We start from the raw sequence: 14,120 nt of genomic DNA on the forward strand, positions 1-14,120 counted from the left end.
CCCCAACGGAGGAGATAGACGATGCCCGCCAGGGTCTGGCGAGCACACTGGCGCGGACGACCACCACGTGGACGCGGTGGTGGTGAAGGAATGACCGGTTGAATCAGCGCCCACAGGTCATCGGGTACGAGCTGCTCGACCATGATCGGAACATAGTCCGACGTGTTCTGTCCTCAGGCTCTTAGTGGGCAGTGCGCCGACCAGCTCGGCCAGGACCGACGTGGTCTTTCCCACCATGACGAAGACTGTACAGAATGTTTCGAAGTCTGGCTCTACTCCTGGGAGCAGCGCCGCTGCCCTACCGGGTGAACAGCTCGAGTACTGCATCACTGCAGTGAATCGTGGTTCGATGGATCTGATGAATTACGTCATCACCGATAATTTTCCAGCCAACACCACGTACGTACCGAGCAGTGCCAAGCTCACATATGACAGCAGTGCCCTAAGCGTCGCAGTGATTAGCGGCGGAACCGGTGTAAGCGGCACGATCCCGACGCTGGCGATCGACAAGATTGGAAGTCTCTGCTTCAGAGTGACGGTCAACTAGTTCGAGTAGAAATTCGCACCATCCAAGACCGCAGAGCGCCGCCCACTCAACGGGCGGCGCTCTGCGGTCAAAAGGCGAGCGGTTCAGTCCTTGACGAGTTCGATGTCGGCGAGTTCGCTGATGGGCAGGCCCCACTGGTTCATGGCGGCGAAGAAGGGGTCGGGGTTGAGCTGCTCGACGTTCCAGACGCCGGGCTGCATCCACTCGCCCTGGAGCATGAGCATGGCGCCGATCATGGCGGGCACGCCGGTGGTGTAGCTGACGCCCTGCGCCTGCACTTCGCGGTAGCAGTCGGCGTGGTCCTTGACGTTGTACACGAAGTGCACCTTGGGCTGGCCGTCCTTGCCGATGCCCTTGGCCTGCACGCCGATGCAGGTCTGCCCGCTGTACCCGGCCGCGAGGCTTTCGGGAGCAGGCAGTACGGCCTTCAGGAACTCGATCGGGGCGACCTTCATGCCGCGGAAGTCGATGGGTTCGATGCTGGTCATGCCGATGCCCTCGAGGACGTTGAGGTGCTTGATGTACGCCTCGCCGAAGGTCATCCAGAAGCGGGCGCGCTTGATGGTGGGGAAGTGCTTGACGAGGGACTCGAGTTCCTCGTGGTACAGCACGAAGCTCTTGCGGGTGGCGACCTTGGGGTAGTAGATGTCCTGGCTGATTTCCAGGGGCTGGGTCTCGACCCACTGACCGTTGTCCCAGTAGCGGCCGTTGGCGGTGATCTCGCGGATGTTGATTTCCGGGTTGAAGTTCGTGGCAAACGCCTTGCCGTGGTTGCCGTTGTTGCAGTCCACGATGTCCAGGTAGTGAATTTCCTGGAAGTGGTGCTTGGCGTGGTGCGCGGTGAACGCCTGGGTGGCGCCGGGGTCGAAGCCGCAGCCGAGCAGCGCCATCAGGCCCTTTTCCTTGAAGCGGTCCTGGTAGGCCCACTGCCAGGAGTACTCGAACTTGGCGACGTCCTTGGGTTCGTAGTTGGCGGTGTCGAGGTAGTGCACGCCGGTTTCCAGGCAGGCGTCCATGATGGTCAGGTCCTGGTAGGGGAGGGCCACGTTGATGACCATCTTCGGCCCGAAGTCATTGATCAACTTGACCAGTTCGGGGACGTTGTCCGCGTCGACGGTGGCGGTGGTGAACACGGCCTTGCTGTGGGGCATGTGCTCTTTGATCTCGGCGACGATCTTGTCGGCCTTGGCGACGGTGCGGGTGGCGATCAGCACTTCGGTGAAGACGCTGTCGTTCTGGGCGCATTTCTTGGCGACGACGTTGGCGACGCCGCCCGCTCCGATGATGATGACCTTGCTCATGGGGGCCAGTGTACCCTGCCCGCCCGCGGCGCTAGGGTGGGGGGGTGAGTCAGCGTCCCCGCAAGTCCGCCAAGCCTTCTGCCGTCCCGAACCCTCGGGTGGGCCCGCGTGCGCCGGGTCTGGGCGGTACAGGTGAGGTGCGCGAGGTGACGCCGGAGATGCGGGCGCGCAGCGTGCGGACGTTCGTGACGGTGCTGGTGGTGTTCTTCGCGCTGGTGGGCGTGATCGTGGCGACGCTGGCGGTGCAGGGGCGGGGGGTGCGGGATTACGCGGTGCGGGTGGCGCAGGCGGCGCTGGCGGAGCGGCCGTCCCCGAATGTGGGGTTCACGCGGCCGTGCGGGGAGGTCGTGCCGGGCCCACTTCCGGCGCAGGCGCAGGCGTGTGAGGTGCGGGTGGAGGGCGGCGCGGCGCACGTGACCGTGCAGGTTCAGGGCGGGCGGGCGTACGTGATCCAGCGGCCATGAGTGTTGAATCAAGGTCGGGTTTACAGAACGGCGGATTTCCCTCACTGTAATGAGAAGGCTTCCCAATAAGGTTGGGGAGTCCGAGCCCATCCCCCATCATCCCAACCCTGACAGGAGTGCGCCATGCCCGACCAGACCGACAAGGCCTTCGCCCCCACCGAATCCGCCGACATGAAAACCGACGCGCCCCAGGCGCCCGGCGCGCCGCTGACCAACCACTCCGGCAACCTCGCGCCCAGCAACACCAACAGCCTCACCGCCGGCGAGCGCGGCCCCGTCCTGCTTCAGGACTGGCACCTGCTTGAGCGCATGGCGCACTTCAACCGCGAACGCGTCCCCGAACGCGTCGTGCACGCCAAGGGCAGCGGCGCCTTCGGGACCTTCCGCGTCACGCGCGCCATCCCGGAACTCACGGTCGCGAAACTCTTCCAGAAGGAAGGCACCGAGTGCCGCATGCTGGCCCGCTTCAGCACCGTCGCCGGTGAACGCGGCTTCGCCGACACCGTCCGCGACCCGCGCGGCTTCGCGCTGAAGTTCTACACCGAGGACGGCAACTGGGACCTGGTCGGCAACAACACCCCGATCTTCTTCGTGCGCGACCCCATCAAGTTCCAGGACTTCATCCACAGCCAGAAACGCCACCCCGTCACGGGCCGCCGCAGCAACGCCATGCAGTTCGACTTCTGGGGCCTGCGCCCCGAGAGCCTACACCAGGTCATGTACCTGTTCGGCGACCGCGGCATTCCCCGCTCGTTCCGCTTCATGAACGGCTACTCCAGCCACACGTACAGCCTGTGGAACGACAAGGGCGAGCGCTTCTACGTGAAGTGGCACTTCCACAGCCAGCAGGGCGTGCAGAACATCACCGAGGACGTCGCCGCGCAGGTCGCCGCGAAGAACCCCGACTACCACTTCCAGGACCTATTCGACGCCATCGACCGCGGCGAGCACCCCAAGTGGACGGTCAGCATCCAGGTGATGCCCGAGAAGGACGCCGAGACGTACCACATCAACCCCTTCGACCTCACCAAGGTGTGGCCCCACAAGGACTACCCGCTGATGCAGATCGGGGAGTTCGAACTGAACGAGAACCCCCAGAACTACTTCGCGGAGATCGAGCAGGCCGCCTTCGAGCCCAGCAACCTCCCGCGCGGCCTGGGCGCCAGCCCCGACAAGATGCTCCAGGCGCGCCTCATGAGCTACGCCGACGCGCACCGCTACCGCATCGGGATCAACTACGCCGCGCTGCCCGTGAACAAGGCCGCCTGCCCGGTCATGACCTACCACCGCGACGGCCAGACCCGCTTCGACGGGAACTTCGGCGGCACGCCCGTGTACGAACCCAACTCTTACGGCGGTCCCGCCGTCGCGGACGGCACCCCGCAGGAACCCCCCATGCCGCTGGGCAGCCTCGCCGACCGCTACGGCTGGCCCGAGGACGACACCGACTACTACGGCCAGCCGCGCGAACTGTACGCCGTCATGCAGCCCGACGAGCGCAAGCGCCTCGCCATGAACTTCGCCGGCGCGCTGGCCGACGTGCCCGCCTTCATCGCCGACCGCTTCATCGGGCACCTGGACCGAGTCTCCGCTGAACTCGCCGGGAACGTCCGGGACGGCATCGGGCAGAAGAAGGCCGAGGGGCACCCGGAACTGAGCGGCATCCTCACCGAGACGCACACGAACGCCGCCGGGGGCGACCAGACCCCCTCGCGCGAACTGGTCGTCGGCGCGGACGACTGACCCCTACCCCCCAGGCTCCCAGACCCACCCTGACCGGGGTGGGTTTTTTCGCTGACGACCGGGGCGACAGTGTCCCCAGCGGCCGGGCCGTACAGTGGCGGGCATGATCGCCGCCTTCCTGAATCCCGAGGGGACCCTGCTGCACGCGGGGTCCGACGAACTGGACCGCGTCGCGTCGGGCCTGTCGAGCCTGCTGCGCGCCGCGGAACTGATTCCCGTGACGGCGCTGGACGAGGAGGCGCTGCTGAACGTACCTGCCGCGTTCACGTCCTGGCAGGTGCTGCTGCACGGCGCCGTGCTGCTCGACCCGGACGGCGCGGAGGACCCCGCGTGGCGCCGCCTGACCGTAGAGACCCTGGACGCGGCGCAGGGCGCGCTGGAACTAGCCGCGCAGGCCGCCGGGCACGTCAGCGCCCTGGCGCAGCTGGACCTGGACCTGACCCGCACCGAGCGGCACGGGCGGCTGCTGCGCGTGGAACTGCGCCACCCGTACGGCCTGCCCCGCCCGCTCGATCAGGCCGAGCGGGAACTGAAGGACTGGCTGGCCGAGGGTCCGCTGCGGGACACCCTGCGGCTGGAACGCACCCCGGACGCGCTGCGGCTGCTGCCGCGTGACCTGCGACCGGAACTCGCCGTGAACTACCTGCTGTCGCAGCTGGACACCGAGTTCACGCTGGGCGTCAGCGCCCTGCCGGGCGACGCGGCGTTCCTGGCGCTGTGCGACTACGCGATGGTGCCGGGCAGCGCGGACCTCCTCGACCCTGCACCGGCCGAACGGGACGACGAGGAATAAGCAGGAGGGGCGCGGCAGCTGCACAGGCCGCGCCCCCCTGCTATGACCGTCATACGGATTCCGTCTGTTTCGTTGACAACCAGGAAGGACACCGGATCGTCAACTCCACGCCCGGAACCCGTTGCTCTCCTACTCGCTCCGCTCGGGTTGAAAGATTTTGCAAACCTTTCAACCGGAGTCCGTATCAGTCGGTGTCGGGCAGGGCCTCGCGCCATTCCTGCGCCAGGGTCAGCGTGACCTGCGTGCTCAGGTCGGCGCTGCTCTGGCCGACGTGCAGGACGTACTCGCCGGGGTCGGCCACCCACGCCTGCGCGGCCACGTCGAAGTATGCGAGGTCGCGCGGGGTGACGGTCAGCACGGCGTCCCCGGTCTGGCCGGGGGTTAGATGGACCTTCGTGAAGGCGCGCAGTTCCTTCAGGGGGCGGTCCACGCGGCCCTGCGGGGGCTGCACGTACAGCTGCGCGACGGTGCTGCCGGGCCGTGCTCCCGCGTTCGTGACCGGGACCGTCACGGTCGCTGCGTCGTGCGGGAAGGCCGGGGCGTGCAGCTGCGCGGCGCCCAGCGTGAAGGTCGTGAAGCTCAGGCCGAAGCCGAACGGGAACAGCGGCGTGACCCCCGCGCGGTCCACGTGGCGGTACCCGGTGTACAGGCCCTCGCGGTACTCGACGCGCCCATCCTCGCCGGGGTACTGCACGTCCGGCGCGAGCGGTTGGGTGGGATCGTCCGCCAGGGAGTGCGGGAACGTCTGCGGGAGGCGCCCGCCGGGCTCGGCCAGTCCGGTCAGGACGTCCGCGACGGCGTGCCCGACCTCCTGCCCGGCGAACCACGCCTGCATCACGGCGGGTACGCGGCTCAGCCACGGCATCTCGACCGGGCCGCCCGTCTGGAGGACCACCACGACGTTCGGGTTGACGTCCAGCACGGCCTCAATCAGCGCGTCCTGATCGCCGGGCAGCGTGAGGCCCGCGCGGTCCACGCCCTCGGTCTCCCACTCGCCGGTCGTGCCGACGCACAGCACCACCCAGTCCGCCTGCGCGGCCAGGGCTGCGGCGCGGGCCAGCCGGTCCCCGTCCGGACGGGCGCGGAAGCCCACCCGCACCGCGCCAAAGGGCGTGATGCCGATGTCCATGACGTGCGGCGTGTACTCCACCGTCAGCGTGTGCCGCCCGGCGCTCAGGTGGACGGGCGCGCGGCGCTCGCCGGACCCGAACGAGAAGTACAGCTCCCCAAGCTGCCAGTCCTCCCAGTTGTTCACGGTTAGCTGGCCGTCCACGGACAGGCGGCTGAGGCCCGCGCTGCCCAGGCTCACCTCGTACTCGCCGTCCTGCGGGGCGTCCACGGTTAAGGTGAGGGTCGCGTGGAACGCGTCCGGGTTCACGCCGTCCGGGAGGCCGAAGAACATCACCTCCGCCTGCGGGCGCGTGTCCTGCCCGACCACCGGGCCGCCCGCCTGATCGCGGTACTCGATGCGCGTCTCGACCTGCGGCACCGGCAGGTACCGCTCGTTCCCGGTCCCCTCGGCGCTGCCGATCACGGTCACGCGGCCCCCCTCACGCAGCCCCTCGGCGGGGGAGACGCGGCGGTGGGCGTGCATCTGCGCGCTGCCGCCCCCCATCACCTGCGCGGCCTCGGCGTTCGGGCCGATGACCGCCACCCGCGCCTCGGCAGGCAGCGGCAGCGCGCCGCCGCTGTTCTTCAGCAGCACCAGCCCCTCCGCCCCCGCCCGGCGGATCAGCGCGCGCGTCTCCGGGTACTCGGTGTCGCGCTCGTGCTCGTCCGCGACGTCCAGCGGCCCGGTCAGGGTGCCCGCACGCGCGAGCAGGTGCAGCACCGCCCGCGCCCGCTCACGCACACCCGCGCGCACCTCCGGGTCGGCCTGCGCCTGCGCCAGCAGCGGCTGTCTGGCCACCGCCGGGCCCGGCATCTCCAGGTCCAGGCCCGCCAGGACGCCCTCGGCCGCCGAGTGCGTGCCGCCCCAGTCGCTCATGACCAGCCCCGTGAACCCCCACTCGCGCCGCAGCACCTTCTGCAGCAGCCAGGGGTGCTGCGAGCAGTACGGGCCGTTCAGGCGGTTGTACGCCGTCATGATCGCCCACGGCCGGGCTTCCTTCACCACGATCTCGAAGGGCCGCAGGTACAGCTCCCGCAGTGTCCGCTCGTCAATCACGGAATCAATCGTGCCCCGCTGGAATTCCGACTCGTTCCCCGCGAAGTGCTTCGGCGTGGCCCCCACCCCGCCCGCCTGGAGGCCCTGCACGTACGCCGCCGCGAGCCGCCCGGTCAGGATGGGGTCCTCGGCGTAGTTCTCGAAGTTCCGGCCGTTCAGCGCCGAGCGGAACACGTTGATGGTCGGCGCGAGCAGCACGGTCGCGCCCTTGTCCCGCGCCTCGCGCGCCAGGGACAGGCCGACCTCGCGCAGCAGGTCCGGGTTCCACGTCGCGCCCAGCGCGATCCCCACCGGGTACGCCGCCGTGCGCCGACCCCCGATCAGCGGGCCGCCGCCCCGCACGCCCGCCGGGCCGTCACTCACCTTCAGAGGCGGGATGCTCAGGCGCGGCACGGCAGCGGTGCGCCACGCGTCCGCGCCGGACAGCAGGGCCACCTGTTCCTCCAGCGTCAGCTGGTCCAGCAGGGCGTCGGGGTCGGGGTGGGTCGCGGTCTGGGTCATGAGGCACCTCGGGAGAGCGGGGCAGGACGCTGAAACGGTTCAGTGATGTCCGGCAGCGTACACCTGAAACCGCTTTCACGAAAGGCGCCTGTCCGCACCACCCCCGCCCACACGGCAGCAGGCCGGAAGAGGGGCACCCCCTCACGGCCCGCCCGTGCCTGTCCCGGCTTATACGGATTCCGTTTGTTTCGCCCTCAACCCGGAACTTCACCGGGTAGCCAACTCCACGTCCGGAACCCGCTTCTCTCCTGCTCGCTCCGCTCGGGTTGAAAGATTGTGCAAACCTTTCAACCGGAGTCCGTATTACTTCCTGATCGCGTTCTGGATTTCCTTCACGGCGGTGCCCAGGATGCCCGCGGTGTTCACGCCGCTCTTCTGCACGCCCAGCGCCACCGCGCTGCCCCACGGCGCCCACACCTGCCCCATCTCGGGCACGTTCGGCATGGGCGTCCCCGCCGAGATGGCCTTCCCAAAGCCTGTCACGACCGGGTCCGCCTTCAGTTTCGTGCGGGCCGCGAGGCTCACGGGGATGCGCCCGCCCGCCTGATTGAAGCCCGTCTGTGCGGTGCTCGTCACGAGTGTCCGCGCGAACTGCGCCGCGGCGGCCTTGTTCTTCCCGTACGCGTTCAGGACGACGCCCTGCACGCCCACGAACGGCCCCCACTTGCCGCTCGCGCCGGGAGGGGTGGGCAGCGTGGTGATCCCGAAGTCGATCCCGGCCTTGCGGATGTCCCCCATGTCCCAGGGCCCGGTCACGATCATCGCGGCGCGGCCATCCAGGAACGCGCCCTTCGCGGCGTCCGCCGTGACCCCCTCGGGCACGAGGTTGTACTTGAAGCGCAGGTCGTTCATGAGCTGAAGCGCCTTCGCGGCGCCCGCGTTGCCCAGCCCGATGTCCTGCACGTTCAGGGTGCCGCCGTTGTTCTTGAACACGTAGCCGCCGTACGCGCTGAAGAACCCGAAGTTCGCGTACGCGTTGTTCAGGTCCGTCAGGAACCCGAAGCGGCCATTGCCGGTGTTCTTCTGCGCCACGCTGATGAACTCGTTCCAGGTGGTCGGCGCGCTGGGCACCAGCTTCCTGTTGTAGATCAGTGCGACGCTCTCGGCGAACATCGGCAGTCCGAACAGCTTGCCCTTGTACGTCATGGCGTTCAGGGCCGTCTTATCGAGGTCGCTGCGGCTGGTCACGTACTTGTCCATGGGTTCGATCACGCCCGCCGCCGCCAGCTGTCCGAAGCGGTCCTGCGGCAGCGTGACGATCAGGTCCGGGCCCTGGCCCTTGGGGGCCGCCTGGATCAGCTTGTCGGGAATCTCGCCCAGTGGCACGCTGACCACGACGACCCTGTTCCCGCTGGCTTTCGTGTACGTGGCGGCCTGGGCCTGCAGCCACGCGATCTCGTTCGCGTCCGTGAAGTGATTCCAGACGGTCAGGGTGGCGGCGTGAGCGCTGGCCACCAGGGACAGCGAGACGAGGGACAGCGCGGTGCGGGTCAGTCGGTTCATGGTGTTCTCCTTACGTCGCCCCGCATTGGGGGCAGTTGAGATTGGATTCAGTTCAGGCCGTCGATGGCGGGCGTGGCGGTGGCGGTGTCGTCGAACAGCGAGCGGCGCGAGGCGTCATCGTCCGTCCACGAGGAAGTCAGCCAGCGTGGACTCTGGCTCCAGGCGGCGCCCCAGTAGAAGATCCCCTGCCCGCCCGCCGCGCGGATCGTGGCGTTCAGGTCCCGCAGGTACGCCAGCTGCCCCGCCGGGGTCTGCGGGTACGGCACCTGCGCGCCGCTGTACCCGACCTCGTTCGTGTCCCAGTAGTACGCCGTTTCGGCCAGCAGCACGGGCGTCTGCGGGTACTCGGCGCGCAGGGCCCTCACGGTGCCGGACACGTTCTGGAAGTCCCCGTGCCACATCGGGTAGTACGACAGGCCGATCACGTCGAACTGCCCGCCGGCCTTTCGGAACGCGCGGTACCACGCGGTCGTCTCGGCGGCGTTCCCGATCTTGGCGATGTGGATCATCACGGGCGGCGGGGTAGGGCCGCCCGCGTCCCGCACGCCCTGCACCCCGGCGTTCACCAGGGACGCGAAGGCCGTCATGTCGCCTTGCACGATACGGCCCGGTTCCCACAGCATCCCGCCGTTGATCTCGTTGCCGACCTGCACCATGTCCGGCGCGGCCCCGGCGGCGCGCAACTGCGTGATCACGTCCGCGGTGTAGTCGTGCACCGCGGCCCGCAGGTCCGCCGTGTTCAGGGACTTCCAGCGGGCGGGCGTCCACTGGTTGCCGGGGTCCGCCCACCAGTGCGAGTAGTGCAGGTCCAGCAGCACCTTCAGTCCCCGGTCCTTCGCGTCTTTCACGGCGGCCTTCACGTACGGCAGGTCCTGCAGCAGCCCGTAGTTCTTCCCGTCGTCCCCACCCGAGTCGATCATCAGGCGGATGCGGACCCAGTCGAAGTGGTGGTCGGCGGCGATCTGCGCGGCAGGTTTCACGGCGCCGTCCCGGTCGCGGAACTGCACGCCCGCGAGTTCCGCGCCGCGCGCCTCGGACAGGTCGAGGCCGCGCACGTACCCGCGCAGCAGACTGGCAGGCGTGACCGGCGTGGCCGCCTGACCGCACGCGCCCAGCATCAGCGGAAACAGCATGGGAAGGAGGCGGCGCATGTCAGTCGGCCCTCCGGCGCAGCGGGGCAGGGGGGACGGCGGCGTGGGCAGGTGCGTGGATCATCGGGAACCTCCGGTGGGCGTGGGGGTCAGGTGCAGGCTGCCGCAGGCGGGGACCGTGTGGCCCTGCCACGTCAGGGGTGCCTGGGTCCAGTTCTGGACGAGCAGGTGCCCGGCGCGGCGGGTGACGCGTAGCCCGTCGGGCAGGCGGGTGGGGTGTAGACCCGGTGCCTGTAGACCCAGGGCGTGCAGGCGTTCTTCCAGCAGGTCGGTGATCAGGGTGTCGCTGTGCGCGCCGATCACGGTGGCCGTGCCGCTGCGGATCACGGCTGCCTGGCCGTCCAGCGGGCCGCCCTGGTAGGCGTGCAGGACCTGCGCGCCGCGCACCTCGTAGCTTTCCGCCCACAGGCGCGCGTGGTGGCCGCCGCTGAGCGCCTGCGTCAAGCCGTGCGGGAGGCTGTCGTACAGGCCCAGTCGGGCGCCCAGCAGGTCCGAGAGCGGCCCGAACTGCCCGTCCTCGTGCGTGCGGCCGCCCGGCGTGCGGAACGCGGTGCGCGGCCCAAACACCAGTTCGGTGCCCTGCGCGGCGGCGCGAGTCCAGCGGGCGGCCCGCTCGGCGCCCACCAGCGTGATGGCGGGCGCGACCACCAGCGCGTACTCGCTCAGGTCCTGATCGGCGTGGATGACGTCCACGTCCACGCCCAGGGTGCGCAGCGCGCGGTAGTACGCCAGGGTCTGCGCCCAGTAGTTCATGCCGTCCGCGTGCGGCTGGGCGTTGATCAGCCACAGGCTCTCGTAGTCGTGCAGCAGCGCCACCCGCGTCCCGACCGGGCCCAGCGGGTACGCCTGGGGGCGCAGCGCGGCGACCTCGTGGAAGCCCCGGTCGGGGCGGCCGTCGTGGCGCAGCAGGCCCGAGTGCAGGACCTCCTGCGCCATGGTCGCCGCCTGCCAGCGGAAGTACACGCAGGCGTCCGCGCCGTGCGCCCAGGCCTGCTGGGTCCACAAGCGCACCGCGCCATCTGCGGGCAGGGGATTGCTGGCGGTCCAGTTCACGGGGCCGCACTGGTGTTCCATGACCCAGAAGCGCCCGCTGTGCGGCACCGCGCCCCGGTACAGGTCGTGGTTGAAGGCCGTCAGGTCCGGGTGCCCGGTCCGGGCGTACGCGAGGCGGTCCTCCGGAGTCAGCAGCTGCCACTCGCGCGCGGCGTCCAGCGTCCCGGTCGGGTACGAGTCCCAGCTGGCGAAGTCCAACCCGGCGGACACGCGGTAGTGGTCGTACGCGCTGAAGAAGCCCATGTAGTTGTGCGTCACGAAGCGCCCCGGCGAGCACTCCCGCAGGATCGCGATCTGCTCGGCGTGGAACGCGGCCACCTGATCGCTGGAGAAGCGCAGGAAGTCCAGCGCGTGCGACGGATTCACCTCGGCCACCGCGTGGTTCGGCAGGGGCACCTCGCTGAAATCGGTGTACTCCATGCTCCAGAACACGTTGCCCCACGCGTCGTTCAGGTCGTCCACGCGGCCCCGGTAGCGTTCGCGCAGCCAAGCGTGGAACGCCGCGTGCGCGGCCGGACTGAAACTCTGGGCGGTGTCGCCCCAGCCGAACTCGTTGTCGGTCTGCCAGCCGGCCACCGCCGGGTGCGACCCGTACCGTTCGGCGATGGCGCGCGTGATGCGCCGCGAGTGCTCCCGGAACGTCCCCGAGGAGAAGTCGTAGTGGCGGCGCGACCCGAAGGTCTTCACGTGCCCGTCGCGGCCTACGGGCAGCACGTCCGGGTGGTCGCGGATCAGCCACGCGGGCGGCGCGGCGGTGGGCGTGCACAGGATGACCTGCAGGTCCTCACTGGCGATCACGCCCACGGCCTCGTCCAGCCACGCCCAGTTGAACTGCCCCGGGCGGGGCTCGATGCGGCTCCAGGCGAATTCCGCGATGCGGACGTAGCGGAGGCCCAGGTCGCGCTGCTGCCGGGCGTGCATCGCCCAGCGGCTGGGGGAGACGTGCTCAGGGTAGTCGCAGACGCCGAGGGCGAGGTGGGCGGTGGGTTGAGGTTGGGACATGGGACACCTGCGCTCGCCGCGCCATGGCGCGCGAGTGGACGGGAGGACACCGGCGGAAGAGGTGCCGGAAGCGGGGCCTCGAGGCTGAGGCGCTGGGGTGAGGATGTGCCGCGCACTGTACGGAGTGTTCAGGCTCACACTTGTGATCTGTGCACGATCTTGGGAGGAGCGTGGTAGTGAGGTGCCAATTTTTCTTCGCTCAGATAAGCAATGTAAAAGAATCCCGAACTGCCTCTCTAGCCCAGGCCGTCCGGATTCCAGAACGATTCAGAACAGAGGTCTGGCACAAAATGTTAGCCTTAACATATGACCGACCACCCCGAACGCCGCGTGCCCACCCTGATGGACGTCGCCGACCGGGCCGGGGTGTCCGCGCAGACCGTCTCGCGCGTTGTGAACGGCCAGGGCCCCGTCGCCGCCCGCACCCGCGCCCGCGTCATGGACGCCATCGGCGAACTGAACTACGTCCCCAACCGCCTCGCCCGCGGACTGGCCCGGCAGCGCAGCCTCTCCATCGGGTTCGCCACGAACGACATCTCCCTGCACGCCCCCTCGCAACTCGCCTCTGCCATCGAGGGCGCCGCGCGGCAGGCCGGGTACAGCCTGATCGTCACGATCGTCGCCGGGTACGGCCTCGCGCCCGTCACGCACGCCCTGCGCGCCCTGCGCGAACGGCAGGTGGACGGCGCGCTGATCAACGCCTCCCTGTCCCCAGGAGACGCGCACGAGATCACCGCGCGCTTCCCGGACCTCCCCTGCGTGTTCATGGATGTCCCCCCGAGCGCCGGCGTGCCCGGCGCACTGCTCGATCAGGCGCTCGGGGCGCGCCTCGGCGCGAACCACCTGCTGAACCTGGGTCACACCCGCATCGCCTGCATCGACGCGCCCCAGGGCGCCGTGGCGGAACAGGCCCGCCTGCGCGGCTGGGAGGACACCCTCGCCGCGCGCGGCCTGAACCTCGTGGCGCGCGCGGCGGGCGACTGGAGTCCCGCCAGCGGCTACGCCGCCACCCAGACCCTCCTGGCGGGCGGCGTGCCGTTCACGGCACTGCTCGTCGCGAACGACCAGATGGCGGTCGGCGCGCTGCGCGCCCTGTGGGAACGCGGCGTGAACGTCCCGGCGGACGTGTCCGTCGTCGGGTACGACGACACCGCCGAGAGCGCCCTGCTCATCCCGCCCCTGACGACCGTCCGGCAGGACTTCCCGCTGCTGGGCCGCCGCGCCTTCGCGCACCTGCACGCCCTGCTGCGCGGCGAGGCGCACCCCCCGACCCTCAGCACCCCGGAACTCGTCGTGCGGGCCAGCACCGCCCCACCCCCCGGTCCGGAGCGGCAGGACGTGCAGGGCGCGCTGCGGACCCTGATGGCCGCCCTGACCCGGAGCTGAGGGTCAGCGGCGGTTCGTCTTCCCGAACAGGCCGTCCACGGGGGCCGGGGCCACCGCCTGCCCGATCACGTCCAGGATCTCCGCGAGGGTCAGGGTGAACACGCCCGCCTCGCCCCGGTCGGCCGCGTCGCGCCACTGACGGTAGCCGCCCTCGTCGGCGGGCAGGGGAGCGTTCACCTCGATCAGCTCTAGCACGCTGGCGCGCACGGCGTCCGCCGTGACCGGCGCGTGACCCAGTTCCATCTGCACGCCACCCGGCAGGTGCGGATTCCCCAGCCGGAGCCCGTCCAGTGCCACGTGCAGCACCACGCCGCTCGGTTCGTCGTCGCGGCGCAGGATCAGCACCGTGCTCGTGTTCTCGCTAGGGCGGGTGCGGTACGTCCAGCGCTGCCCGGCCTGAAAGTCGATCTGAACATCAGGAGTCGTCATGGGACGCAGCGTACCGGGCGGCGTCCGCAGGTCGCCTCGCCCGAATGGCGCAGCGGCGGCTCTGTCCTCTGGCCTGCACG

The 14,120-nt window shown here is 69.6% G+C and carries 12 protein-coding genes; 5 read left to right on the forward strand and 7 right to left on the reverse strand.

Annotated features, from left to right (window positions below; genetic code table 11):
* Positions 1-143: transposase (locus tag IEY63_RS20770; protein WP_189070372.1), on the reverse strand; the 143-nt coding region annotated here is incomplete at its 3' end.
* A gap of 92 nt (positions 144-235) precedes the next feature.
* Here IEY63_RS20770 and IEY63_RS20775 point away from each other — a divergent pair.
* Entirely contained in the window at positions 236-547 is a 312-nt protein-coding gene (locus tag IEY63_RS20775; RefSeq protein WP_189070917.1) for a DUF11 domain-containing protein, read from the forward strand.
* 83 nt (positions 548-630) lie between these two features.
* On the opposite strand, the gene IEY63_RS20780 is transcribed toward IEY63_RS20775, so the two are convergent.
* Positions 631-1,848: a saccharopine dehydrogenase family protein gene (locus IEY63_RS20780; protein ID WP_189070918.1), complete on the reverse strand. Its 1,218-nt coding sequence runs from the start codon at positions 1,846-1,848 to the stop codon at positions 631-633.
* A 44-nt stretch (positions 1,849-1,892) separates the two neighbouring features.
* Between IEY63_RS20780 and IEY63_RS20785 the strand changes: the two genes are divergently transcribed.
* The 3 genes from IEY63_RS20785 to IEY63_RS20795 all read left to right on the forward strand — a co-directional run bounded on the left by IEY63_RS20785 (position 1,893) and on the right by IEY63_RS20795 (position 4,848).
* Positions 1,893-2,312, forward strand: coding sequence for a hypothetical protein (locus IEY63_RS20785; protein WP_189070919.1), 420 nt, complete (start codon positions 1,893-1,895; stop codon positions 2,310-2,312).
* 123 nt (positions 2,313-2,435) lie between these two features.
* Positions 2,436-4,055 (forward strand): catalase, encoded by a 1,620-nt coding sequence (locus tag IEY63_RS20790; protein WP_229784835.1) that lies wholly within the window; start codon positions 2,436-2,438, stop codon positions 4,053-4,055.
* 103 nt (positions 4,056-4,158) lie between these two features.
* A complete protein-coding gene (locus IEY63_RS20795) occupies positions 4,159-4,848 on the forward strand; it encodes an HAD family hydrolase (RefSeq protein ID WP_189070920.1) in 690 nt (229 codons plus the stop codon).
* Between the two features lie 184 nt (positions 4,849-5,032).
* Here IEY63_RS20795 and IEY63_RS20800 read toward each other — a convergent pair whose 3' ends face one another.
* The 4 genes from IEY63_RS20800 to IEY63_RS20815 all read right to left on the reverse strand — a co-directional run bounded on the left by IEY63_RS20800 (position 5,033) and on the right by IEY63_RS20815 (position 12,225).
* Positions 5,033-7,516, reverse strand: coding sequence for a glycoside hydrolase family 3 C-terminal domain-containing protein (locus IEY63_RS20800; protein ID WP_189070921.1), 2,484 nt, complete (start codon positions 7,514-7,516; stop codon positions 5,033-5,035).
* A gap of 303 nt (positions 7,517-7,819) precedes the next feature.
* Positions 7,820-9,019: a sugar ABC transporter substrate-binding protein gene (locus IEY63_RS20805; RefSeq protein WP_189070922.1), complete on the reverse strand. Its 1,200-nt coding sequence runs from the start codon at positions 9,017-9,019 to the stop codon at positions 7,820-7,822.
* A gap of 47 nt (positions 9,020-9,066) precedes the next feature.
* Complete coding sequence (locus IEY63_RS20810; protein ID WP_189070923.1) at positions 9,067-10,170, reverse strand: glycoside hydrolase family 53 protein; 1,104 nt, start codon at positions 10,168-10,170, stop codon at positions 9,067-9,069.
* Between the two features lie 60 nt (positions 10,171-10,230).
* Positions 10,231-12,225 (reverse strand): beta-galactosidase, encoded by a 1,995-nt coding sequence (locus IEY63_RS20815; protein WP_189070924.1) that lies wholly within the window; start codon positions 12,223-12,225, stop codon positions 10,231-10,233.
* 306 nt (positions 12,226-12,531) lie between these two features.
* Here IEY63_RS20815 and IEY63_RS20820 point away from each other — a divergent pair, with 306 nt between their 5' ends.
* Positions 12,532-13,611, forward strand: a complete 1,080-nt coding sequence (locus IEY63_RS20820) for a LacI family DNA-binding transcriptional regulator (RefSeq protein WP_189070925.1) — start codon at positions 12,532-12,534, stop codon at positions 13,609-13,611.
* 3 nt (positions 13,612-13,614) lie between these two features.
* On the opposite strand, the gene IEY63_RS20825 is transcribed toward IEY63_RS20820, so the two are convergent.
* On the reverse strand, positions 13,615-14,040 hold the full coding sequence (locus IEY63_RS20825; protein ID WP_189070926.1) for a hypothetical protein: 426 nt from the start codon (positions 14,038-14,040) through the stop codon (positions 13,615-13,617).
* Positions 14,041-14,120 lie beyond the last annotated feature (80 nt).

Origin of the sequence: Deinococcus radiotolerans (genome assembly GCF_014647435.1) — a bacterium.
Classification (GTDB): Bacteria; Deinococcota; Deinococci; order Deinococcales; family Deinococcaceae; genus Deinococcus; species Deinococcus radiotolerans.